This window comes from Streptomyces sp. NPDC001530, assembly GCF_042894545.1.
GTDB lineage: Bacteria > Actinomycetota > Actinomycetes > Streptomycetales > Streptomycetaceae > Streptomyces.
The window spans coordinates 133,646-156,160 of sequence record NZ_JBIAVS010000020.1; the positions used below are offsets into that span (position 1 = coordinate 133,646).

Genomic DNA, 22,515 nt, shown 5'->3' on the forward strand with positions numbered 1-22,515 from the left:
GTCGGACATGGCAGACGACCTGTCCGCGGTGGCCCGGTTCCTGTACGAGGCGGGAACGCTGAAGCAGACCAAGCGCACCGGCTGGTGGATGGCTGGCGTACGCGATCCGGAATCGGTGGCCGAACACTCCTGGCGTACGGCACTCATCGCGACGATCATCGCGAAGCTGGAGGGCGCCGACCCCGCCAAGGCCACGTACTTGGCCGTCTGGCACGACACTCAGGAGACGCGGACCGGCGACGTCAACTATGTCGGCAAGAAGTACGCGCCCGCCGGCGACCCCGAGGCCGTGACCGCCGATCAGGTCGAAGGCATGCCGGACGTGGTGGCCTCGGCCGTACGGGAGCTCGTCGCCGAGTACGAGGCAAAGGAGACACCCGAAGCGGTATGCGCGCGGGACGCCGACAAGCTGGAGTGCATGCTCCAGGGCCTCGAGTACAAGGCGCAGGGATACGCGAACGCGCAGCGCTGGATCGACAACAGCCGCGGCCGCCTGACGACCAAAACAGCGAACCAGCTGGCCGACGAACTGTTGGAGACGGGCGCTCTGGACTGGCTGCGCATCGCCTTGGACGAAAAACAGGACTGAACGCCGCCGCCTCTCGCCCAGGCCGCGCTCTTCGCCATGACCAACGCCTTCATGACCGGCGTCAGCCTGGTGGCCGACGGAGGGCAGCCGCCCGTGTGAAGCGAACCAGCCCCATCCCTTTACGGGGACCGGGCTCTCAACAGAGCCGCAGGCTCCAGGCCAGGGCCCAGGCCCCAGGCCAGTATGCGGAGCCGCAAGGACGCAGACCGGGCCGCGGCGGCATCGCTGCAGCCGGAAGTAGGGCACCGACGCTCACGCCGGTTCAGAGGCCCCCACGGGAAGGTGGAGCCGTGGGCGAAGGTCGCGCCCCTTCGCCGTGGAGCGTGCGGTGCTGACAGAGGCGGACAGGCTCATTCCTCGCGTTCGAATTCCGCGCGGGCACGTTCGGCTTCGAGTTCTTCTTGCGCGGCGCGGTAGATGTCGCTGGCCAGCTTGCGGGCGGCCTGGGGGTCGGACCCCGAGGAGACCGTCCGGATCCGGTCAGCCCATTCCTCCATGCTGTGCCGGGTTTCGGCTTTCTTACTCACATCTCTTTTGTACCTTTTTGTGGGCTCATTTGCCTCTTATGGCGGAGTGCGGATGGAGGCCGAGGCCGCGGCCACGTCACCGCCGCCTGAGTCGTGCCAACCGGGGACGTACCGGATGCACACGAAAGCCTGACGTGGCTAACGCCGGTGAAGCACGTCCGGCACCTGAGACGTACGTGACTGCTGCTGGTGACGCCTCAGCCGTCCGGTTCCGCGTCAAAGATCGCGGCGGCGGGCCACGTGGAATCACCCACGCCCGGACCTGTGCTTCTCACCACATTTCACCCCCAATGGTCCCTGTCGTGGCAGCGGTCACGTCGCGGAGAGGGCGTTTTATATACGTTCGCAGTTCTGCACCGCTCCCCCATGAACTGCCGAGGCTCCCCACCATGCCGCACCAAACGTCCCCCTTGCCGTACCCGCAGAGCGCGGGGAGGCGCAGGCCGCACGGCAGGGGCGCCGCGGTCCGCGCCGGCGTTCTCGCGGCCTCGCTGGCGACGCTCTTCTCAGCAGGCTCCCTCGACCCAGCGGCCGCGGCCCCGGCGCCGGAGCGGCCCGACACCGCCACGACTGACTTCCTCGCACTCGTGCAGCCCCAGCGGAAGGCGCGAGTGACGGCTGCGGTGTTCGACATGGACGGCACGGGCCGGGAGCCCGCGGTGTACGGCGACGACTCCCTGTACGACACCGCGAGCATCGTCAAGGTCGACATTCTCGCAGCGGCACTGCTCCAGGCGCAGGACACCGGACACGACCTGACCACGCAGGAGCGTGCCCAGGCGGAGGCGATGATCGAGCGCAGCGACAACACGGCGGCGAACGCGCTGTGGCGGCGCATCGGCCTGGCGCCGGGCCTGGAAGCGGCGAACAAACGGCTGGGGCTGACCTCGACCAAGGGTGGCCCCGGCGCCAAGTGGGGGCTGACGCGGACGACGGCGAGCGACCAGATACGGCTGCTGCGCGCCGTGTTCGACACCGGCCCGGCCTCACACGCGGGCTCCACGGCGCTCAACGAGGCGTCCCGAACCTACATCCGCACGCTGATGACACGCATCGCCGGCGAGCAGGCGTGGGGCGTCTCCGCGGCCGCCGGCTCCGGATGGGCGTTGAAGAACGGCTGGCTGCAGCGCAATACGACCGGCCTGTGGGACGTCAACAGCGTCGGACAGGTCACGGCGAGCGGACGCCACTACCTCGTCGCCGTCCTCTCGGACGGCAACACGTCGATGAAGAATGGCATCGCGCTCGTGGAACGCGAGGCCCGGGCGGCTGTCACCTCGGCGACCGCCCGCTGACGGCGCACCCGTCGACGCGCCCTGTGTACCCCGGCCTTTGGGTCGAGCAGCGCAACGTCGTCGAACGCTGCTTCAACCGGCTCACGCAGTTCCGCGACCTGGCGACCCGATACGCCAAGACGCGCCTCCTACGACCAGGCCGAACTCACCATCGCCGCCATCATCCTCTGGCTCCGATGACTTACAGGACGCGACCTAGGTGTCTTTGACGGGCTGGTAGGTGAGGAAGGCGAGGCCGTCACCAACGGTGCGGGTGTTGATGAGGCGCATGGGTTTCTTGTTGCTGATCTCGCCGAAGAGGCGCTCGCCGACCCCGAGTACGACCGGGAACATGGTGAGCCGCAGTTCGTCGACGAGGTCGTGCTCCATCAGCGTGTGCACGAGCTGGCCGCTGGCGTAGACGACGATGTCGCCGTCCAGCTCCTGCTTCAGCTTCGAGACCTCGTCCACCACGTCGCCCTTGAGCACCCTGCCCTTGAATGCCGTCGAGTTGCTCCACTTGGGCTCTTGGAGGGTGGCGGACACGACGTACTTGGGCAGGCTGTTCAACCTGTCCGCCCAGTCGCCACTGCGGGGCAGCCACCGCGCGGCGAACCACGCGTCGCTCCGCCGACCAAGCAGCAGGGCCTCGGCGCCCAGGGCCTCGTCGAGCAAGTGCTTGGCCCACGCTTCGCGGTCCTTGTCCCCCATCTGGAGGGCCCAGCCGCCGCGCCTGAAGCCCTCCTCACCGGTCGGATCCTGGACGACACCGTCGAGCGAGACGTTCTCGCTGATGATGATCTTTCCCATCTTGGTTCTCCCTGGTTGGCGTTTTCAGCTACCACTGAGGTAGACACCGCGGCGTCGAGAAAGTGGCGCCCGCCAACCGCCCCTTTCGCCCTTCGGCCGGTGTCCATACACGAGGGAAGTGCCACCAGGTGTGGGAAGAAGGTGACGCGAGGGTGGAATCCGGCGATCTGATGTCCCGGGCGCGGGCCGGGGATGGCGAGGCATTCCGGGAGCTGACCGAGCCGTACCACCGGGAGCTGCAGGTGCACTGCTACCGGATGCTCGGATCGTTCCAGGACGCCGAGGACGCCCTGCAAGACACGCTGCTGGCCGCCTGGCAAGGCTTCGCAAGGTTCGAGGGGCGCGCCTCGCTGCGCACCTGGCTGTATCGGATCGCCACCAACCGGTGCCTCAACGCGCGCCGGTCGGCCGGCCGACGCCCGGCCAAGGAGTGGGACGTGCCCCATGTTGAACCGCCCGAGCCGACCCGGCTCGGCGAAGTCGTCTGGATCGAGCCCTACCCGGACGCCCTCCTCGAGAGCGTCATCGAAGCGCCGCTCGGCCCGGAGGCCCGCTACGAGCAGACCGAATCCATCTCTCTGGCCTTCGTGACCGCCCTGCAGGTCCTGCCGCCACGCCAGCTCGCCGTGCTCATCCTGCGCGATGTCCTCGGATTCCACGCCAGCGAGGTGGCCGACATGCTGGACTCGAGCGTCGAGTCGGTCAAAAGCGCCCTCAAACGGGCGCGCGCCGGCCTGCAGCACCGACGGCCCACGACCGCCGACCGCGAACCGCCGCCCGCCCGCGAGTCACACTCCGAGGATGCGATCGTGGCGAAATTCGTCCGCGCGTGGGAGGCCGCCGATCTCGATGCGCTGGTGGTCCTGCTGACCGACGACGTCTTCATGTCGATGCCACCGATGCCCTTCGAATACCAGGGCCGAGACATCGTGGCCCGCTTCTGCGCCAGCATCTTCCGCGCAGGTCGCAGGTTCGACCTCATCCCCACGCGAGCCAACGGTCAACCGGCGTTCGGAGCCTACCTGCGCGCCACATCCGGCATCCGCCACGGGACCGGCCTCTACGTCCTCACCCTCACCGGCGACCGGATCTGCGCCATGACCCGCTTCGACAACAGCGTGCTCCCATGGTTCGGGCTACCGCGATCACTCCCCAACCGATAACCAACCGAACAGGAAGATGATCTGCCTGTGCCGACGTTGCGCTGCTTGCTGAGGGCCATGGGTGTCCTAGGGCGTGCCGCACGTGCGGCGGTGGGCTGTCAGCTGGAGTAGTCGCAGGTGAACGTGACGGGCAGCTGTTCGGGGCCGCGCAGACCTCCCGAGCGCCATCGCAGTTCGCTGGGCGGCACGGCCAGGCTGAGGTGGGGCAGGCGGCGCAGGGCGGTTCCCATGGCGATCTGGCCCTCGAGCCGGGCCAGCGGCGCCCCCAGGCAGTAGTGGATGCCGTGCCCGAAGGCGAGGTGCGCGTTGTCCTGCCGGGAGATGTCCAGGCGGTCGGGGTCCGGGAACTGGGCCGGGTCGCGGTCGGCGATGGCGGAGGCGACCAGCACGGTCGCTCCGCGCGGGATGGTCACTCCCGCGATGGTGACGTCCTCGCGCGCGAACCGGGCGATGCCGGGGTTGACCGGTCCGTCGTAGCGCAGGAACTCCTCGATCGCACCAGGCAGCAGTTCCGGATCGTCGCGCAGCATCTGCAGCTGGTCGGGATGGGTGAGCAGTGCGGCGATGCCGCTGCCGATCAGGTTGACCGTGGTGATGTATCCGGCCACGAGCAGCAGGAAAGCCATGGCGATCAGCTCGTCCTCGTCCAGCCGGTGTTCCTCGTCCCGGGCGGCGATCAGCGCGCTGAGCAGGTCGTCCCCGGGCCGGGCTCGCTTGTCCTGAAGGAGTCTGGCCAGGTACGAGCGCATCTGCCGCCACGCTCGGTCCATCCGGACCGGGTCCGGCGGCTCGCCTCCTTGACGGATCATGTCGTCGGTCCAGCGCTGGAAGTCGTGCCGGTCGGCGACGGGCACTCCGAGGAGTTCGCCGATCACAGTGACGGGAAGCGGCAGCGCGAAGTCCTCGACGAGGTCGGCCTTGCCGGCGGGCACCATCGCGTCGAGCAACCGGTCGGTGATCTCCTGGACGCGAGGCCGCAGCTCGGCCACCCTGCGCGCGGTGAACGCCTTGGAGACCAGGCGGCGCAGGCGGGTGTGGTCGGGCGGGTCGGAGCGGAGCATGCTGCGCAGCATCGACTCGCGCTCCGTGGCGGGCAGCCGCTCGAGGAGCCGGGGGTCCGAGGCATCGCGGACATCGCTGCTCAGCCGTGAGTCGGACAGGGCTGCGAGGCCGTCTCCGTAGCGCGTGACCAACCATGCCTCGAGGCCGCCGGCGATGACGGCGCGCCGTACCGGGCCGTCCTCGCGCAGCTGCCGGTAGAGCGGGAAGGGATCCGCCATGAAGGCCGGATCGGCGTAGGGCAGAAGGACCGGCTGCTGGCTCATCAGGCCTCCGGGGGCGTCACGAACCCATACGACGAAGTACTTCGTTTTTGAGGGTATATGCCCTATTGACTCGGGTCGCGGATGTCACCGAAGGGAAGGGCTGCGATGGAGCGGACAGCGTGCTGTGTGGTGGGCGGCGGCCCCGCGGGAATGGTCCTCAGCCTGCTGCTGGCACGAGCCGGCGTGGCCGTCACGGTCCTGGAGAAGCACGGCGACTTTCTGCGCGACTTCCGCGGCGACACCGTGCATCCCTCGACCCTGGCGCTGCTGGACGATCTCGGTCTGGCGGAGCGCTTCGCCCGTCTGCAGCAACGTCGGGTGACCAGGGTCCAGCTGCCGCTCGGCAAGGACAATTCGCTGATCACCGTCTCGGACCTCAGCGCGCTACCCGGCCCGTACAACTACGTGGCGATGGTGCCGCAATGGGACCTGCTCGACCTCCTCGCCGACGAGGCCCGCAAAGAGCCGTCCTTCTCCTTGCGGATGAGCACCGAGGCGACCTCCTTCCTGGTGGAGCACGGACGGGTCACCGGGGTGCGGTACCGCACGTCCGACGGCCGTACTGGCGAACTGCGGGCCACCCTCACGGTGGCCTGCGACGGGCGGGGCTCGCTGGCCCGGTCGCGGCCCGAACTGCGGCTGCGGCAGTTCACCTGCCCCATGGACGCCTGGTGGTTCCGGCTGCCCCGGCGCGAAGGCGACCCGCACGGGCTTGTGGGAGGCGCCGGCGACCGGATCCTCACCGCGATGATCGACCGTGGGGAGTACTGGCAGTGCGCCGCGCTGATTCCCAAGGGGACCGACGCCGAGCGCCGCGCCGCCGGTCTCGAGCGGTTCATGGCCGACTTCTCGGCCGCCGTGCCCTGGCTCGCGGACCGGACGCATGCGCTGCCGTCATGGGACGAAGTGAAGCTGCTCGACGTACGGCTCGACCGCCTCCGGCGCTGGCACCGTCCGGGACTGCTGTGCATCGGCGACGCGGCGCACGCGATGTCACCGGTCTTCGGCATCGGCATCAACCTCGCCGTCGAAGACGCAGTGGCCGCCGCGCGGCATCTCGTCGAACCGCTGCGCAGGGGGGTGGTCGGCCTGCGGGACGTACGCGGCGTCCAGCGGCGCCGGTGGCCGACCACGGCGGCGACGCAGGCACTACAGCGGTTCGCTCACGCGCGGGTCATCGCGCCCGTGCTCGCCGGACGCCCGCCCTTCGGCAACGCCAGGCGGGCAGAGCGGATGAGCAACCTACTCACCACCTCACCGTGGCTCAAGCGCGTGCCCGCGTACTTCATCGGCTACGGCGCTGTGCGCGAGCGTCCGCCCGCCGAGTCGGTGCGGTGAGCTGCGGGCGCACAGCTCAAGGTTGTCCCGTGAGTAAGTCAGTACTTCCATACCTCCGGCCCGCCGCCATGCCACTCGATCAGCCCTGACTCGGCAACGTCCAGCTCGTCCCAGTCCGGCAGGCCGGCGTTCTGCAGGAACACCGTGAGGTCGTGGAGGCTGAACGCGGTGCCGAGGATCTTGTCGTCGACGCGCACGGTGCGGCCGCCCGTCTCGGTTGGCGGGTAGACGATCACGCGGCGCTCGGACATGACACCAGAGTGGGGCGGCCGGGCATGGACCGCACGCCGAGGACGGCCACCCGTACGAGGGCTTCCGCAAACACACGAGCTACGACGGTGATCTACGGGCTGTCCGACGGCAGCGCCTACGGTGGTCACGTTCCCGACGGAACGGGACTCGCCGCCACGCCCACATAGCCCAGCGCCCCACCGACTTCTCCCCGGTGGGGCGCTGCTGCGTACGGACTGCTCCCCCGGCGTCGACGCCTCGCCCCACGCACGGACCCACCGCCTCCACCACGATGCCCAGCAGCGGTCCCACCGTGGATGCGGGCTGCCGTACAGCCGGGCAACGCGCGAGGCGATTCCCGGCGCCCGCACCGGGTCACCACAAGCGCCAGGGGTGTTCTTCGGTGGCGCAAGCCGGGCTGCGGCGTCAGGGGCGCGGCGCAGTGGGGAGGTCACGCTCGGTCAGCCAGGCGGACACTTCGTCGCGCTCGTGTCGCTCTGCGCGGGCTGCGGCGGCGGCCTGCGCGGCATTGTGCCGGGCGTGGCCCGCGCCGATATGCGGGTCGATAGCGAGCAGGCTGCGAGTGGCCTGCTCACCGATGGCGCTTAGCAGGCTCTCCAGCGATCCAAAGGGCAGCACGCACGTTCCTTCCGTGGCACGTCGTCTCCGCGGCCCGGCGCTGTTGCCGCCAAGCAGCAGGGGCAATCGGAATATTCGGGTGCAAACCTACCGAATAGGTCGTTTGGCTACCCGTCGAGAGGGCCGTAACGGCCGCAGGTGTCGCGAGCTCCAGTCGGATGATCGTGAGTGCGCGTGCCCGGGCGTTGGGGCGTTGTCGCGCGGATCCAGGGCTTGGTCGGCGGGTGACGACGCGATGCGTTCGGCTGCCGGCAGTCATGGCCGGCTGTCCGTCCGCCTTGTGGCCACGGGGCTGCTCACATGACGTGGCCGGTTGCGTACCGACTCCATCCATGTGCTCGGGCAGGCCGGGTGATGGCAGTAGGACTGGCCTGCGCCGTGCGAGGCCGGCGGGTCCCTTCGCTGGATTGTGGCGGTCGAAGGGACTCGCCGGCGGTGTGCGGGCCGCGTCACCCTTCGCCGATGCGATGCCGACCCGGATCCGCAGGCACTTGATAGCAGCCGCACACCGAGCACCGCCGTGCCGCCGCACGCCTGGGCGGCCAGTCGGAGGTCAGGTTTCACTCTGCGGGACGTGACTCCACCCACGCGTAAACGCGGGGGCTTCCTGCGGCGCTGGCTAGGCAGCGTCGCAGAGGGCCAGCCCGGCCCTGTTGAGGATGTTCAATGCAGCGACGTGGTCGGCGTTTGCGGTCATGCCGCACGCGGTGCACTGGAACTTCGGCTGGGTGATGCGGTTCTCCTTCGCGACGTGCCCGCAGTCCGGGCAGGTGCGGGAGGTGTTGCGGGGGTTCACTCCGATGACGGTCCGACCGGCGCTTTCAGCCTTGTTGGCGAGGATCGCGAGGAACACCCCCCAACCCGCGTCGAGGATCGATCGGTTCAGCCCGGCCTTCGCGGCCCGCTGGTTCGGGAGGAACACCCCGGGCTGTTCGGGATCGGGCTGTGGTCTGGGGGTGCGGGTCATGCCCGCCGTGTTCAGCCGCTCGTGCGCGATCGCGTCGTGGTCGCGCACCAGGGTCAGCGCGGTCTTGTGCGCGTGGTCCAGGCGCCGGCGCCGGATCTTTGCGTGGATCTTGGCGACCTTGCGGGCGGCGGCGCGGTGCGCCTTGGTGCGCCGTTTGGTGCGCTGGGGGAACGTCGCCAGGTGCCGCTGCGCTGCGGCGAGTTCCTCCGCCGCCGCGTTGAGGAAACGGGGGTTGGCGAGGTGCTCGCCGTTCGAGGTGGTCAGGAAGTGCGTGACGCCCAGGTCGATGCCGACGACCGCACCGGTGGCCGGCAGCGGCTCGGCGGGCACGTTGTCGCACGACAGGACGACGTAGCGGTGGCCCTCCCGCTTCACGCTGATCGTCTTCACCCGGCCCCTCACCGGCCGGTGCTGGTGCACCCGGACGTGGCCGACACCCTGCAGCCGGACACGGGTCTGCGCATCGTGCGGGGTGGAGTCCCAGCGGCAGCCGTCCCCGTCCCTGGGGAACGTCACGGTGTCGAAGCGGCCCGCGCCCTTGAACCTGGGGTAGCCGGGCTTCTCACCGTTCCTGACCCGGCGGAAGAACGCCTGGAACGCCTTGTCCAGCCGCCGAAGGGTGGCCTGCTGGCTGGAGAAGGACCAGCGGCCCTGACGCTCCGGGTCGAACGTCCGGATCTCCTTGAGCTGCGCGGACTGGCCGCCGTACCTGATGCTCGTCTTCGAGCGGTGCCGCCAGGCGTCCCGCCGCTCCTGCAGCGCGCCGTTGTAGAGGCAGCAGTGATCGACGAGCATCTCCCGCAGGGCCTGCGCCTGACGGACCGTGGGGCGCAGGAGGAACTTGTACGCACGGATCACGCCCGCTCCCCCGTGCCCCTCCTCCACGGGCGCACCCACTGCGTCTCGACGTACCGCTGCACCGTCCCGGCACTGACCGCGCCGACAGAAGCGGCGAAGTACGACGACGACCACAGCGTGGGGAGCCTCGACTTCAGGTACGGGAACTCCGCCCGCAGCACGCGCGAGATGACGCCCTCGAACTGGTTGGCCACGTACGACGCCGACGCCTTCGGGCCGTGCCTGACGACCAGGTGCACATGGTCGGGAATGACCTCAAGCGCCACGATCTCCCACCCCCGTTCGTCAGCCTTCTGCTCGATCAACTCGCACAGCCGAACTGCGACTGGGCCGCCGAGGACTGGACGGCGGCACTTCGGGCACCACACCACGTGCAGCCGAGGCCGTACACGCCGCCGGAGAACCGGCGAACCTTCCTGTCACAACCACACACCTACTCTACGCGCGGTGCGTGACTAATAGAGCACGGACTGTGATTGATGTTCAAAACAAGCCGCTGCGCCGCTCCGCGCGCCACATCCATCCTGAAGCGCCTCGGCTCTGGGGGGCCTGCCCATTCGGGTCATGGACGGCGACCGGATCGGCGGAATCATCACCGCGCACGACATCGACCGGTTCCGTCGGCGCTCCCGATGTCCCTCGGCTCCCCCGCGGTCCTCCACGCCGCCGCTGCAGGCGTAGCCGCCACGGAACTATCCTGGCCTGCGTGAGTCCCTGCACCGACCGGACACGGGCGCAGGGGAGCAGCGAGCGTGAACTACAGAGAACTGCTGCGGTGGTATGGGAATCGGGCCGGAGCACGCAGCGTTCCCTATACGGGAAAAGTGGGGGCGTATGTAGGGAAGGTGAACGGCTACGGGTATTCCCATCAAGCCACAGCTCTCGGTGCCGGGGCTGTCACCTGTGCGCGGCGTCGGTGTCGAGGCAGGCAGGGCTGCCGTGCGCTTGGTCCAGCTCCCGCTCGAGATGGCTGCGGAGAGTGTCGGGCAGCTGACCGAGCGATTGGGTCGTGCCCTGCCCTGGCGGCCGACGGGCCGGGACGAGCTACCGCCGGCGGATGCGGGGATCGCGGTGCTGTTGGTGCACGGGCTGGCCGACGGGACATCGGTCTTCACGCCACTGCAGCGCGGGCTGCTGGCCTGCGGCGTGGGCCCCTTCAGCCAGTTCAGCTACAACGCGCTCAGCCCGGACGTCCGCACGGAGGCCCGGGCGCTGGGCGACCAGGTGGAGCAGGCGTACTCCCGCAGCGAGGGTCGGCCCGTGGTCGTGATCGGGTACAGCCTGGGCGGGCTGATGGCCCGCTACTACGCGCAGCGGCTCGGTGGGGACGCGTACGTGCCGCTGCTGATCACGCTGGGGACGCCGCACAGCGGGACCGCAACGGCCCTGCTGGCCCAGCCCCATCCGCTGATGCGCCAGCTACGGCCGGGAAGCGAGTTGCTCACCGAACTCGCCGAGCCGGCGGCGGGATGCCGCACCCGGTTCGTGGCCTTCTACAGCGACCTGGACGAGGCCGTCGTCCCAGCCTCCAGGGCCCGTATCGACCATTCCGACCTCAAGGCCCGCAACATACTCGTGCCTGGCGTTGGCCACCTGACGCTCCCCCTTCACCAGCCGGTCATCGACCAGGTGCGCGCGCTGCTGACCGCGGCCCAGCAGGCCACTTCTGTCGTATCCCGCCCGCACGGCGACTCCCCGCCGCGTGTGGTGGGCCGGTCACCTGACGAGAATCTCTGACATTGGCTCGCACCCAGTCCCGTGAAGCGGGGGATTTGGCCGGCACGGACGTTATGCCAGGGCTTGACGGCTATGCATGGCGCATGACCTCATAGATCGTCTCGGACGCCGGCGCCGGGTGGGGCTCATCGTGCCAGCCGATCTCCTCCGCCCTCTTCACGATGGCTTGGCGCGCAGCCGCGGCAGCCGCTTCGTCCTCGAAGAACGCGATGGACAGTCTGTTGCCCGTGGCCGGGTCCACGAGGTGATACGCGCCGTGCACTCCAGGAACGCCGGCGGCCGCTTCCAGCACCCAGTCCCGGTCGTCATCGGGCATCGGCTCCCATACGGCTACTCACGCGATCATCGCTTCCTCCCGTGGTGTGTGGTGATCCTCCCGTGGTGTGTGGTGACCCGGCATGCGGCAGACGTCCGACTTCGCGGCGCAAGACTGCTGTTCCTGCCGCCAGGCCGTGTCGGTCGACTGTGGCAGAGGAAGTGACGGTACGAGGCCGGTTCAGGGAACCGGAACCGCGGCCAGAGCCATTTTTGAGGAGCACCGACATCCCCATGGAACAGCCGGGGTTCCCCGTGACATCAGGGTCGAAACGGAGGACTCTGATAGGTAGCCGGTAAGAACCTCAGCTTGTGTGCGGATGGACAGGATGGCCCTTTCGCCCAGCCCCGAGAGCGGGTCGACGCTACGCCCGTATCGCCCCGAGGACGAATCTGGGGTGCGAGAACTGATCGATGCCGACCGGCTGCCGGGACAGCCGCACTGCGCCCCGGGGAAGCTGGCCGCGGCGTGGCGCGGTGATGTCCCCCTGGCCGACTGGACAATGCCGGTCCGGCCGCGGATCGGCATCCTGGCCGATGCCGAGGACTGCCCGCGAGGCATCATCACGTACCTGTCCTGGACAGGTGTGCACACCGGTCTGATCTGCTGGGTTCACGCCCACGAGGACCCCGCTGCCCTGCGTGCCCTGCTCCGTCACGCCCTCGCCGACCTCGCCCACTGCCCGCAGACCGAGGCATTCGTGTGCGCTCCTCCAGGTCCCCTGGGGCCGGGCGGCCTTCCCCGCGCCCACCGCGGCGCCACCCACGACGCCCTGCTGCAGACCGGCTTCACCGGCCGCCGCGAGGGCTCCTACCTGTACTGCGCGCTACCCGCCGAGCCCTTGCCGGCCAAGCTGGTCGCCGACGTCTTCCCCTGCGACGTCCCCCCGGGCCACCGACTGATCATCCGCGACGCCGCCGAGCCGGTTGCCGAGGCCGTGGTCAGCGTCGGACCCGAGCGCACCGGGACCGTGTACTGGATCGAGACCCGGCCCACCCACCGCCGCCGCGGCTTGGGCCGCAAGCTGCTCAGGCAGGCCCTGGCCCTGCTGGCCGAGCAAGGCGCCACCGAGGTCGCCCTCGTCGTCGACGACGCCCCGCAGCCCGGCCCGGACAGCCAGGCCGCTCCCCGGCTGTTCGAGTCCTTGGGCTTCAGCCTCGTCGACCGGCTGTGGACCTACCAGCACCGACACCCCCGAGTCCCGCGGCCTGCCGCGTGATCCCAGGGGTGTGACGCCGGCCCTGCAATGGGTCGTGGCCGAGGCGGCCCCGAACGAACCCGGGCCGTCAGGCGTGGACTCGTTCGGCCGCCGTGAGGACGGTGGAGCGTGCCTGATGACGACGCTCGTAATCCAGCACCCGCCCGATGAGGCCCTCCTCGGCGTCACCGAGGCGCTTGCGAATCTCCTCCGCAGTCATGGTGTCGTAACCGGGAAAGGGCACGGGCCCGAGCAGGTCCGCGATCCTGCTCAGGATGGCAGGCCGACCGGCGCGGGAACGCTCATAGGCGCCGATCGTGGCCAGATCCGCCTGGGACAGGTGGGGGAGCCGGTCGAGGATCATCCTGGTGCTGAGCCTGCGGTAGTCGGAAATCGGCAGCTCGTCCTCCGTGATGAGGGCTCCTTCAGGCGCGCCTTGGAGCAGGTCCACGCCAGGCATGCGCTCGGCCGTCTCCCGAAGCCAGTTGCTCCAGTCACGGACCGCCTGGGCGGCCCCGGCCGTTCCCAGGCCCTCGGTGGTCTCGGCGGCCGCCACCGCTGCCTCGGCGTGCTCGTCGAGGCTGCTGCCGAGTTCTTCCAGCGCCTCCTCGTCGTCGCGGCGGATGGAGCCGAGCAGTTCCGAGCTGGCGGTGTCCTCGGCCTCCTGGGCGATGCGCTCGGCGGCCCGGCAGAGGGCCACGGCGAACGCGGCGACCGCGTACTCGTCCTCGGCGTTCTTCAGCAGCTGCTGCTCCGTCGCCTTCTCCTGCCCCCGCAACACGGCGCTCGGGACGGCCATGGCCGCGTCGAAGGGCAGCCGGGCAGCCTGCCAGGTGAGATGCAGGGCATTCCCGAACACGGTGTGCATCAGCCCGCGGGGCTGCAGCGTACCCAGACGTTCGTCGATGCGGTAAACGTGGCCTCGGGCGTCGCCGACGCGGCGCTCCAAGAATTCCCGGTACTCCCCGGCGGGCGTGACCGCGAGGTGAGCTTTGCAACGGTCGGCAAGCGCAGCCTGCGCGTCACGGACCTCGCGCAGCGCGGGCACGAGCATGTCTGTTGCTACGGCCATCACGTTTCCTTCGGCTAGTGCGATGCTCGGCAAGAATCAGCCGATGAACGGCCCCACCCCTCTTCCACCGTGCCCCCAAATGGCTGCTCGCGCATCTTCCCGCCGGGCACGCCCGGGGAGGGGGGTGCCCGGCTCGCGCGGGGCCGTGATGAGGGGAACGGCCGGAGTGCTGGTCATAGTGGCTGAGTAGGAGCCCGATCAGCAGCGCGCCGCAACCATGGTTGAGGTCGACTGCCCACAGCACGTCTTCGGACAACGCGCGGACGTCGCCGATCAGTTGCAGCAGCTCTGTCTCGTCGTTCAGAACCCGGCGTGACAGGAGGCGTTCCCCAGCCCGTCGATCACGACGCAAGGGTGATGCTCTTTGCCGATGTCCAACCCGCGCTCCTTGATGCGGATCTCGGCCAACTGCAGGCGATAGCAGGTGGATTCGTCGGCGGCGGGTGTACCGAGTTTGGTGGCCTTCAGGCGCAGGTAGCGGCCGGTGGCGCCGGTGAGGGTGTAGGTCTGGGCGGCTCCGTTGGGGTTGGCCTTCCGGTGACGGTGCGACGGTGGTGTAGGCCGTGGAGCCGTTGGCCCGGGTCTGCAGAGTGAAGTCGACGGGGAAGCCCGCCGTGCCCCCGCCGGCCGCAGCGTCGGTGCGGGGGTGAAGGGTGACCGACCCCATGGCACGGTTGGTGCCGAGGTCGACCTCGCCCCAGACGGGCGTGGAGCTGATGTCCGCGGAGGAGAAGTCGATGCTGGTGTAGCCCTTGGCACCGGTCACGCTGGTGGTGGTGCCGTCGAGGATCCGGGACTCCCCCAGTCGCCATTCTCCCGCGTGTAGTTGCTGGTGACGGTGGTCTCGCCTGTGGGGATGGTGAACTCGGCAAGCTGGAGGCGGTACTTGGTGGTCTCGTCGGAAGCGGGGGTGTCGAGCCTGGTGGCCTGCGGGTGCAGGTAGCGGGCGGTGGTCGTCTTGAAGTCGTACGTCTGCACGCGTCCGTTGGGGTTGGGCTCGGAGGTCACAGGACGGACGGCGGTGCAGGCCGTCGAGCCGTTGGCTCGGGTCTGCAGAGTGAAGTCGACAGGGAAGCCCGCCGTGCCGGCGGCCGGGGGTGTCGGTGCGCGGGAAGAGGCGTACGGCATCGAGGTCGGTGTCGGCGCCGAGGTCGACCTCCGCCCAGACGGGGTCGGCGCTGACGTCAGCGAAGGGGAAGTCGTTGCTGGTGTAGCCCTTGGGCGCCGGTCACGCTGGTGAGGGCGCCGTCGGTGAGCCCGTTCTTGCCCCAGTTGCTGTTCTCCAGGCTGTGGTTGCTGGTGACAGCCCTGCCGCCCTGTGGTTGTCGGTGCCGTCGGCCTTCGTCCACAGTTCCCACGGCCGCGGCCGGCATGTGGCAGACGGACCGCTGTGGTCCTTGCCCGAGCTGCAGGACCTGTTGGACGAGTGGATCGTCACCGTCTGGCAGAACCGGCCGCACGACGCGCTGCGCGATCCGGACGCGCCGAAGCGGGCGTTCTCGCCGAACGAGAAGTACGCGATGCTGCTGGAGTCATCCGGCTACGTTCCGACTCCGTTGAGCGGTGATGACTACGTCGAGCTGCTGCCGGAACGGTGGCATGCGATCAACGCCTACGGCATCCGGATCAAGCGCCGCACCTACGACAGCCCGGAGTTGAACCCACTGCGCCGTCAGCACTCCGGGATCGCAGAGAAGAAGGGCCTATGGGAGGTCCACTACGACCCCTACGACATCTCCCGGATCTGGGTACGCGACCGCCGCGGCAAGAGAGACCGGTGGATCACCGTCTTCTGGCGGCACCTGCACCGTGTCGGCGTCCCATTCGGCGAGATGGCCTGGGATCACGCCCGCCAGCAGCTCCCGAACGGCAGCGAAACCCAGATCGCGGAAGCCGCAGCCGCGCTGCTCAAACGCGCCCACGACGGCCCTGCAGGCGAGAAGAGCCCGCCGGCCAAGCGATCCCGGAAAGACCGCCGCGTCGCGGCCCGCGCCCGGGCGACCGCCCCGAGCCGGGAGATCCCCGATCCGCCGGCAGCGAGCGAGCCCATGGACGAGGACACAGCGGACTCTGCTCTGGCCGAGGTCATCCCGCTGGGCCTGTTTGACCCGCTGGCCGATCCTTGGAGGCGCACGTGACCAACCTCAAACCGGCGCCCCGGCGCACCGGGCCGCAGGAGACCGACGCAGAGGCCGGCCGACAGCTGAACACGTTGACCGGATGGCGTCGGTTCATCGACGGCCCTCCCGCACCCCCGGTCTTGGCGTCACGCAGCACTTGGCAGCACATGCCGGCGGCCGAGCGGAATCTCTATGACGAGGCCCGTCTTGACCATCACGCTCGGATGCTCACCGTCGCCACCTCGTTCGTCGAGCGGACGGCGATCTGCGGCCGTCGTCTGGTGCTGCTGAACCGGCACGCGATCAGCGCCCGCCGCGGGCTGATCGTTTCCGGCCCGGCGGGAACCGGAAAGACGATCGCCATCACGCAGTTGGGGCGCTCCCACGAACTCCTGGACCGGGCCCGGCGCCCCCATGCCGCGGACCGGATCCCGGTCGTCTATGTCACCGTCCCGCCCGCAGCGACCGCCCGCATGATCGCGACCGAGTTCGCCCGCTTCCTGGGCTTGCCGGTGCGGGCCCGCTCGAACATGACCGACATCATCGAGGCTGTCGTCGGTGTCTGCACCGACACCCGCACCGCGCTGGTGCTGGTCGACGAGCTCCACAACATCTCGCTCACCAGCCGCCAGGGCGCCGAAGTCGCCGACACCCTCAAGTACTTCTCCGAGCGCCTACCCGCCACCTTCGTCTATGCCGGCATCGACATCGACGATTCCGGCCTGCTGTCCGGAACACGCGGCGCCCAGATCGCCGGCCGCTTCACCCTGATCCCCTCCCGCCCCTTCCCCTACAACAACGAATGGAAGGGCCTGGTCGCCACCATGGAAGACACCCTGCGGCTGCACGACCACCGCCCTGGCACCCTCACCGACCTAGGGCGCGTATCGAGTCGTGATCAATTTGCGGGATGTGCCTTCGTGGCACGGTCCGGTCTGATAGACGGTCTTACGTGACGCGAGTGCAACTGACCGATCCGGATTGGGAGTTCATCGAGCCGTACCTGCCGATCGGCGAGCACGGCCCGTACCCCGAGCGACTGCGGCAGCAGTTCGAGGGCGTGATCCGGCGGTTCAAGACGGGCGGGCAGTGGCGGGAGATGCCGACGGAGTTCGGCGCCTGGTCGACCGTCCACAACCGCTTCCGGCAGTGGCGTGACGCCGGCGTCTTCGAGGCCCTGCTGGAGGGCCTGATCACGGAAGCCGCGAAGCGGGGTGAGGTGGACCTGTCCCTGGTCAGCATCGACTCCACCACCGCCCGAGCCCACCACGACGCGGCCGGGATGCACCTCGACGAGGACGTCGTCACCGCCCTGGAGAAAGCCGCGGCCGAGGAGGAGAAGGCCAGGTCAAAGGGGGCGGCCTCGAAGAGCAAAACGGGCAAGAGACCGAAAGTGATCCCGCGCTGGAAGAACGACGACGCATCCGGCGTCGGCGGAAACTCCGGCTGAAGGCCGCCCTCCTCGGACGTTCCAGAGGCGGGCAGACCAGCAAGGTCCACCTCGCCGCCGACCGCAAGTGCCGCCCGCCGGCGTTCATCCTGACCACAGGCCAGGCAGCGGACAGCCCGCAGTTCATCCCCGTCCTGAAGAAGGTACGGGTACGCGGGCCCGTCGGCCGACCCCGCATCCGGCCGGACGCGGTCGCCGGGGATAAGGCGTACTCGTCCCGCGGAAACCGCGCCCACCTGTGCAAACGCCGTATCAAGGCGGTCATCCCCAAGAAGAAGGACCAGGCCGCCAACCGGAAGAAGAAGGGCTCCAGAGGTGGCCGACCCGTCAGCCACGACGCCGATCTCTACAAGGAGCGGAACACCGTCGAACGCCTGATCAACAAGCTCAAGGCATGGCGAGGCATCGCCACCCGATACGACAGGACTCCCGACAGCTACCTCGCAGGTCTCCACTTGCGCGTCTCGATGATCTGGATCAAGGACCTCACCAGGACCACCCGATGATCACGACTCGATATGCCCCTAGGTGACGCGCTGAGGTGCCGGACGCCAAGGGCGGGCAGGAGTTGAGTCAACGGTCAACCAGCCGTGGACGCGGGGCCTCACCCGTGGATTCCGCGTCGGTGTCGTCGGTGCCGACCGGGCCGCGGGGAAGCACCCGGTCCAGCCACTTCGGCAGCCACCAGTTGGTCCGGCCGAGGAGTGTCATGGTCGCCGGTACCAGCACCATGCGTACGACCGTGGCGTCGATGAAGATCGCGGTGGCCAGGCCGAGCCCGAACATTTTGGTGGAGGGGTCATCGGCGACGGCGAAGGACAGGAAGACCGCCACCATGATGAGGGCGGCCGAGGTGATGATCCGGGCGGTGCGCGAGACGCCCTCAACGATCGCCGTGCCGTTGTCGCCGGTGCGCAGGTACTCCTCGCGTACGCGGGAGAGGAGGAACACCTCGTAGTCCATCGACAGGCCGAACAGGATGGCGAAGAGGAACATCGGGATGAACGACACGATCGGAACCGTCGCTTCCAGCCCGATGAGTGCGCTTCCCCAGCCCCACTGGAAGACCGCGACCATGATGCCGTAGGCCGCGCCGATGCTCAGCAGATTCAGCAGTACCGCCTTGAGCGGTACGAGTACCGAGCGGAAGACCAGCATCAGCAGCAGGAACGACATCGCCAGCACGGCGGCGACGAACACCGGCAGGCGTTGGCTGGTGCGTTGGCCCACATCGGACAGGCTCGCGGCGGCGCCGCCGACGTGGACCCTGGCCGGGCCGTGCCCGATCGCCGTGGGCAGCACGTCGGTGCGCAGCCGGGCGATGGTGTCGGCCGTGGCCTTGTCCTGAGGGCTGGTGGTCGGGAACACCACGAGGGTCGCGATGCCGGTGGCCCGATCGATGTGCGTCGGCGCGACGGATGCGATGCCCGGATCCGCCGCGACCGCCCCGACGAGTCGGTCCAGCACTCCCGGATCACCGGTGGGGTCCGCGGCGATGACGAGGGGACCGTTGGTGCCCGGGCCGAACCCCTCGGCGACGAGGTCGTAGGCCCGGCGCTCGGTACGGCTGTGGGGCAGTGAGCCGTCGTCGGGCAGGCCGACGCGCAGGCCGAACACGGGCAGCGTCGCGGTCAGCAGCAGCCCCGCCGCGCCGACCGCGTACGGCACCGGGTGCCGGCTGACGTGCCCGATCCAGCGACGCCACCCGGCGGCGTGGGCGGCGCCTGCCGCCGGGTCCCGCCGCCGTGCGAGTCGGCCCAGCTTCCTGGTCTGCAGAGCCCGGCCGATCCGGCCGGCCCGGGCCAGGCGTGGGCCGGCGGCGCCGAGGAAGGCCGGCAGCAGCGTCACCGACGCGACCACCATGGTCAGGACGACGATCGAGACGGCGAGCCCGCCCACCGTCATGAACGGTACGTTCGCGACCGCCAGGCCGAGGATCGATACGACGACGGTGCCGCCGGCGAAGACCACGGGCCTCCCCGCCGTGGCCACCGCTCGCCCCGCCGCCTCGCGGGGATCGAGCCCGCGCGCGAGGTACTCCCGGTGCCTGGCGAGCACGAACAGCGCGTAGTCGATGCCCACTCCGAGCCCGACCATGCTGCCCAGGACAGGGGCGAAGGTCGGGACGTCCGTCACCCCCGCCAGTACCGTCATCGTGGCGACCCCGACGGTCAGCCCGAAGACCGCCATGCCGATCGGCAGCGCGGCGGCGACGAGCGAACCGAACGCCAGGAACAGGATCGCGGCCGCGGCGAGGAGGCCGATCAACTCGCTTACGCCGCCGTCGGGGTCGGAGAAGGCGTAGAAGAGGTTCCCGCCCATCTCGATGCGCAGGGGCAGTTCGGCGCGCAGCCGGTCGCCGAGATCGACGAGGGCGTCGAGGTCTTCGGCCGACAGCCGGCTCTGGTCGGGGTACTGCACCCGGACGACCGCGATCCGCCCGTCGGCCGAGACGAGGCCGCCGCGCACGGCGGTGTCCCCGCCCGCGTCGAGTGCCCCCGCCGGGTCGCTCGTGCCGAGCACGTGCGGCAGCCGCTGCACCTCGGTCTGCAGCCGCGTGAGAGCGGTGCGCGCGCCGTCGTCGTCGAAGAACGTCGCACCGTCGTCGAGGGGGGTGACGACCACTTGGGCGGTCATCCCCTCCTGGCCGGTGCCGGCCCGCTCGATCAGTTGCGCGGCCTGTTGGGAGTCCAGTCCCGGAGCGGTCATCGAGTCCGCAGTGCGCCCGCCGAAGGCGATCGCGGCGAGGACGGCAAGCGTGGCGGCGATCAGCCATGCCGCGATCACCCGCCAGGGATGGCGGGCGGCGCTTGCGCCCAGGCGCAACAGGGCTTTCGAGAGCATCGGGTCCTCCAACCACCTCGTCGGCCGTCCTTGTACGGCCGCCGATGCCGAGGCTCGTCGCCACGGCGCTCCGCGGCATCGGCCCGCGGGCCGCGGATCCGTCGGCCCCGGGGCGGAGTGACGAACCGTCCTTTCGGCCGATGCGCGGCACGCCGCGGTCCCTAGGCTGAGAACCGTGCTGCGAGAAGACCTGCGAACCCTGTGGACCGAACCCCGTCCGCCCGACGCGCCCGCCCGGGTGTGGCGGGACTGGGTGCTGCTCGCCGCGGGCCTGGGCGGTGTGGTGCTGGAGGCCACCCTGCGCGAGAACGTCGTGTGGCAGCCGGTGGCGGTGGTGTTCGCCGTATGGCTGTGCCTGCTGCCCCTGTGGCGCCGGACCCGCCCGCTGGCGATGGTGACGCTGGCGTTCGGCTCGGTGATCCTGCTTCAGGTGGCCTCGCTGGTCGCCGCTCCGCGCGATCCCGTCGGCCTGTACACCGGCGCGGTCGTGCTCGTGCTGGTGTACGCGCTGCCCCGGTGGGGATCGGGAAGCGAGATCGTGCTGGGCGGCGCGGTGATCCTCACGGCCGGCGCGCTGTGTTCCGTCACGGACGAGACGCCGGTCGTCGAGAACGTCGTGGGCTTCGTCTTCCTGCTGCTGCCCGGCGTGTTCGGGGCTGCCGTGCGGTTCTGGGTGACCGCTCGCCAGCGGCAGCTGGAGCAGGTGCGCTCCCGCGAGCGCGAGCAGCTCGCCCGGGAACTGCACGACACCGTGGCCCACCACGTGTCGGCCATGGTGATCATCGCCCAGGCGGGCGGGGTGCTCGCGGGCGCCGACCCGTCCGCCGCCGTCAAGGCGCTGGAGGGGGTCGAGGAGGAAGGGGCGCGCACGCTGGAGGAAATGCGCGCCATGGTCGCCGCGCTGCGCGACCGCGGGGTCGGCGGCGAGCTGGCGCCCCCTGCCGGAGTCGCGGATCTGGAGCGCCTGGTGCGCACCCCGGGTGGTCGCCTCAGGGTCGACCTGGGGCTCGACGGCGAACTGGACGCGCTGCCCCCGGCCGTGGACGCGGCCGTCTACCGGATCGTGCAGGAGTCGGTGACCAACGCGCTGCGCCATGCGGTCGACGCGACCGAGCTCGTCGTTCGGGTCGCCGCGGAACGGCACACGGTACGGGTGAGCGTGCGCGACAACGGCCGGCGCACCGGCCGGGGTCGCGACGGATACGGACTTACCGGACTGCGCGAGCGCGCGACTCTGCTCGGCGGCACACTACGAGCCGGCCCGGGTATCGACCGGGGCTGGCATGTCGAAGCCGAACTGCCGAGAGCGAGGAGCGAGAGCGGTGTCCATTCGCGTCCTCGTCGCTGATGACCAGACCATCATCCGCACCGGGTTGCGGATCATGCTGAACGCCCAGCCCGGCATCGAGGTGGTCGGCGAGGCCGCCGACGGACAGGAAGCGGTACGTCTGGCCCGCGAACTGCGCCCCGACGTCTGCCTGTTCGACATCCGCATGCCCGTACTCGACGGGCTCGAGGCCACCCGGCTGGTCGCCGGCCCGGGCGTCGCCGACCCGCTGGCCGTGGTCGTCATCACCACGTTCGACCTCGACGAGTACGTCTACGGCTCACTGCGTGCCGGCGCCCGCGGATTCCTCCTCAAGGACACGGGACCAGACCTTCTGGCGCAGGCCGTACGGTCGGCGTCCGACGGTGAGGCGCTCATTGCGCCCAGCGTCACCGTCCGTCTGCTCCAGACATTCGCGGACCTGCCCGCCGGCCGGCCCGTGGCCCAGCCGGTCTCCCCCGTCACCGCCCGCGAGGAGCAGGTGCTCCTCGCCGTCGCTCGCGGGCTGACCAACACCGAGATCGCCGATGCACTGCACATCAGCCTCAGCACGGTGAAGACGCATCTGGCCAGCCTGATGGCCAAACTCGGCGCCCGCAACCGGGTCGAGATCGCGATGTGGGCCTACGAAACGCGCCGTATCCTCCCCGGAACCTGAGCCGGGTGCCGGGCCATGTCCCATGAGTCCCCGCCCGGACATCAGTGCACCGGTCGGCTCACGTCGGCTCCA

At 69.7% G+C, this 22,515-nt stretch carries 21 protein-coding genes and 2 pseudogenes; 11 read left to right on the top strand and 12 right to left on the bottom strand.

The window, feature by feature from the left end:
- Nucleotides 1–7 precede the first annotated feature (7 nt).
- On the top strand, nt 8–589 hold the full coding sequence (locus ACFY0T_RS35940; protein ID WP_388880428.1) for an HD family hydrolase: 582 nt from the start codon (nt 8–10) through the stop codon (nt 587–589).
- Between the two features lie 350 nt (nt 590–939).
- Here ACFY0T_RS35940 and ACFY0T_RS35945 read toward each other — a convergent pair whose 3' ends face one another.
- Complete coding sequence (locus tag ACFY0T_RS35945; RefSeq protein ID WP_388880431.1) at nt 940–1,116, bottom strand: hypothetical protein; 177 nt, start codon at nt 1,114–1,116, stop codon at nt 940–942.
- Between the two features lie 389 nt (nt 1,117–1,505).
- On the opposite strand from ACFY0T_RS35945, the gene ACFY0T_RS35950 reads away from it, so the two are divergent.
- Nucleotides 1,506–2,411 (top strand): serine hydrolase, encoded by a 906-nt coding sequence (locus ACFY0T_RS35950; RefSeq protein WP_388880434.1) that lies wholly within the window; start codon nt 1,506–1,508, stop codon nt 2,409–2,411.
- A gap of 195 nt (nt 2,412–2,606) precedes the next feature.
- Here the strand turns inward: ACFY0T_RS35950 and ACFY0T_RS35955 are convergent, their stop codons facing one another.
- Nucleotides 2,607–3,200, bottom strand: a complete 594-nt coding sequence (locus ACFY0T_RS35955) for a dihydrofolate reductase family protein (protein WP_388880437.1) — start codon at nt 3,198–3,200, stop codon at nt 2,607–2,609.
- A 62-nt stretch (nt 3,201–3,262) separates the two neighbouring features.
- Between ACFY0T_RS35955 and ACFY0T_RS35960 the strand changes: the two genes are divergently transcribed.
- Entirely contained in the window at nt 3,263–4,363 is a 1,101-nt protein-coding gene (locus tag ACFY0T_RS35960; RefSeq protein ID WP_388880440.1) for a sigma-70 family RNA polymerase sigma factor, read from the top strand.
- A gap of 98 nt (nt 4,364–4,461) precedes the next feature.
- On the opposite strand, the gene ACFY0T_RS35965 is transcribed toward ACFY0T_RS35960, so the two are convergent.
- Complete coding sequence (locus ACFY0T_RS35965; protein WP_388880443.1) at nt 4,462–5,688, bottom strand: cytochrome P450; 1,227 nt, start codon at nt 5,686–5,688, stop codon at nt 4,462–4,464.
- A gap of 105 nt (nt 5,689–5,793) precedes the next feature.
- Here ACFY0T_RS35965 and ACFY0T_RS35970 point away from each other — a divergent pair, with 105 nt between their 5' ends.
- Complete coding sequence (locus ACFY0T_RS35970) at nt 5,794–7,026, top strand: FAD-dependent oxidoreductase (RefSeq protein WP_388880446.1); 1,233 nt, start codon at nt 5,794–5,796, stop codon at nt 7,024–7,026.
- A gap of 38 nt (nt 7,027–7,064) precedes the next feature.
- Here ACFY0T_RS35970 and ACFY0T_RS35975 read toward each other — a convergent pair whose 3' ends face one another.
- The 4 genes from ACFY0T_RS35975 to tnpA form a co-directional block, all read right to left on the bottom strand.
- The gene (locus ACFY0T_RS35975; RefSeq protein ID WP_388880449.1) at nt 7,065–7,277 is read right to left on the bottom strand and encodes a hypothetical protein; all 213 of its coding nucleotides are present in this window, start codon (nt 7,275–7,277) and stop codon (nt 7,065–7,067) included.
- A gap of 406 nt (nt 7,278–7,683) precedes the next feature.
- Nucleotides 7,684–7,896 carry a hypothetical protein gene (locus ACFY0T_RS35980; RefSeq protein ID WP_388880452.1) on the bottom strand — a complete coding sequence of 71 codons (213 nt, stop codon included), beginning with the start codon at nt 7,894–7,896 and terminating at the stop codon, nt 7,684–7,686.
- 619 nt (nt 7,897–8,515) lie between these two features.
- Nucleotides 8,516–9,721: an RNA-guided endonuclease InsQ/TnpB family protein gene (locus ACFY0T_RS35985; protein ID WP_388880455.1), complete on the bottom strand. Its 1,206-nt coding sequence runs from the start codon at nt 9,719–9,721 to the stop codon at nt 8,516–8,518.
- On the bottom strand, nt 9,718–10,098 hold the full coding sequence (gene tnpA / locus ACFY0T_RS35990) for an IS200/IS605 family transposase (RefSeq protein WP_388880656.1): 381 nt from the start codon (nt 10,096–10,098) through the stop codon (nt 9,718–9,720). Before tnpA ends, ACFY0T_RS35985 begins: the two co-directional genes overlap by 4 nt.
- 589 nt (nt 10,099–10,687) lie before the next feature.
- On the opposite strand from tnpA, the gene ACFY0T_RS35995 reads away from it, so the two are divergent.
- A complete protein-coding gene (locus ACFY0T_RS35995) occupies nt 10,688–11,458 on the top strand; it encodes an esterase/lipase family protein (RefSeq protein WP_388880458.1) in 771 nt (256 codons plus the stop codon).
- A gap of 70 nt (nt 11,459–11,528) precedes the next feature.
- On the opposite strand, the gene ACFY0T_RS36000 is transcribed toward ACFY0T_RS35995, so the two are convergent.
- Entirely contained in the window at nt 11,529–11,774 is a 246-nt protein-coding gene (locus ACFY0T_RS36000) for a hypothetical protein (protein ID WP_388880461.1), read from the bottom strand.
- Nucleotides 11,775–12,171: 397 nt separating this feature from the next.
- Here ACFY0T_RS36000 and ACFY0T_RS36005 point away from each other — a divergent pair, with 397 nt between their 5' ends.
- Complete coding sequence (locus ACFY0T_RS36005; protein WP_388880464.1) at nt 12,172–12,993, top strand: GNAT family N-acetyltransferase; 822 nt, start codon at nt 12,172–12,174, stop codon at nt 12,991–12,993.
- Nucleotides 12,994–13,060: 67 nt separating this feature from the next.
- Here ACFY0T_RS36005 and ACFY0T_RS36010 read toward each other — a convergent pair whose 3' ends face one another.
- The 3 genes and pseudogenes from ACFY0T_RS36010 to ACFY0T_RS36020 form a co-directional block, all read right to left on the bottom strand.
- Nucleotides 13,061–14,044 (bottom strand): hypothetical protein, encoded by a 984-nt coding sequence (locus ACFY0T_RS36010; protein ID WP_388880467.1) that lies wholly within the window; start codon nt 14,042–14,044, stop codon nt 13,061–13,063.
- Nucleotides 14,045–14,222: 178 nt separating this feature from the next.
- Nucleotides 14,223–14,443: pseudogene (locus tag ACFY0T_RS36015) on the bottom strand (transposase); the annotation flags it as partial.
- Between the two features lie 363 nt (nt 14,444–14,806).
- A complete protein-coding gene (locus ACFY0T_RS36020) occupies nt 14,807–15,172 on the bottom strand; it encodes a glycoside hydrolase family 78 (protein ID WP_388880470.1) in 366 nt (121 codons plus the stop codon).
- A 269-nt stretch (nt 15,173–15,441) separates the two neighbouring features.
- Here ACFY0T_RS36020 and ACFY0T_RS36025 point away from each other — a divergent pair, with 269 nt between their 5' ends.
- The 3 genes and pseudogenes from ACFY0T_RS36025 (at nt 15,442) to ACFY0T_RS36035 (ending at nt 18,120) form a co-directional block, all read left to right on the top strand.
- Complete coding sequence (locus ACFY0T_RS36025) at nt 15,442–16,182, top strand: Mu transposase C-terminal domain-containing protein (RefSeq protein WP_388880473.1); 741 nt, start codon at nt 15,442–15,444, stop codon at nt 16,180–16,182.
- On the top strand, nt 16,179–17,120 hold the full coding sequence (locus ACFY0T_RS36030) for a TniB family NTP-binding protein (protein WP_388880477.1): 942 nt from the start codon (nt 16,179–16,181) through the stop codon (nt 17,118–17,120). Before ACFY0T_RS36025 ends, ACFY0T_RS36030 begins: the two co-directional genes overlap by 4 nt.
- Nucleotides 17,117–18,120 (top strand): annotated as a pseudogene (locus ACFY0T_RS36035) (IS5 family transposase). The gene ACFY0T_RS36030 and the pseudogene ACFY0T_RS36035 overlap by 4 nt, the downstream one beginning before the upstream one ends.
- A gap of 67 nt (nt 18,121–18,187) precedes the next feature.
- On the opposite strand, the gene ACFY0T_RS36040 reads toward ACFY0T_RS36035, so the two are convergent.
- Nucleotides 18,188–20,458, bottom strand: a complete 2,271-nt coding sequence (locus tag ACFY0T_RS36040) for an MMPL family transporter (protein WP_388880480.1) — start codon at nt 20,456–20,458, stop codon at nt 18,188–18,190.
- Between the two features lie 175 nt (nt 20,459–20,633).
- Between ACFY0T_RS36040 and ACFY0T_RS36045 the strand changes: the two genes are divergently transcribed.
- Complete coding sequence (locus ACFY0T_RS36045) at nt 20,634–21,806, top strand: sensor histidine kinase (protein ID WP_388880483.1); 1,173 nt, start codon at nt 20,634–20,636, stop codon at nt 21,804–21,806.
- A complete protein-coding gene (locus tag ACFY0T_RS36050; RefSeq protein ID WP_328868753.1) occupies nt 21,781–22,443 on the top strand; it encodes a response regulator transcription factor in 663 nt (220 codons plus the stop codon). The genes ACFY0T_RS36045 and ACFY0T_RS36050 overlap by 26 nt, the downstream gene beginning before the upstream one ends.
- The last annotated feature ends 72 nt before the right edge of the window (nt 22,444–22,515 follow it).

Bases quoted from the DNA above. Each gene is read 5' to 3' on its own strand.
- ACFY0T_RS35940 (WP_388880428.1), top strand. From the start codon at position 8: ATGGCAGACGACCTGTCCGCGGTGGCCCGGTTCCTGTACGAGGCGGGA.
- ACFY0T_RS35950 (WP_388880434.1), top strand. From the start codon at position 1,506: ATGCCGCACCAAACGTCCCCCTTGCCGTACCCGCAGAGCGCGGGGAGG.
- ACFY0T_RS35955 (WP_388880437.1), bottom strand. From the start codon at position 3,200: ATGGGAAAGATCATCATCAGCGAGAACGTCTCGCTCGACGGTGTCGTC.
- ACFY0T_RS35965 (WP_388880443.1), bottom strand. From the start codon at position 5,688: ATGAGCCAGCAGCCGGTCCTTCTGCCCTACGCCGATCCGGCCTTCATG.
- ACFY0T_RS35970 (WP_388880446.1), top strand. From the start codon at position 5,794: ATGGAGCGGACAGCGTGCTGTGTGGTGGGCGGCGGCCCCGCGGGAATG.
- ACFY0T_RS35975 (WP_388880449.1), bottom strand. From the start codon at position 7,277: ATGTCCGAGCGCCGCGTGATCGTCTACCCGCCAACCGAGACGGGCGGC.
- ACFY0T_RS35995 (WP_388880458.1), top strand. From the start codon at position 10,688: ATGGCTGCGGAGAGTGTCGGGCAGCTGACCGAGCGATTGGGTCGTGCC.
- ACFY0T_RS36000 (WP_388880461.1), bottom strand. From the start codon at position 11,774: ATGCCCGATGACGACCGGGACTGGGTGCTGGAAGCGGCCGCCGGCGTT.
- ACFY0T_RS36010 (WP_388880467.1), bottom strand. From the start codon at position 14,044: ATGGCCGTAGCAACAGACATGCTCGTGCCCGCGCTGCGCGAGGTCCGT.
- ACFY0T_RS36020 (WP_388880470.1), bottom strand. From the start codon at position 15,172: ATGCCGTACGCCTCTTCCCGCGCACCGACACCCCCGGCCGCCGGCACG.
- ACFY0T_RS36040 (WP_388880480.1), bottom strand. From the start codon at position 20,458: ATGCTCTCGAAAGCCCTGTTGCGCCTGGGCGCAAGCGCCGCCCGCCAT.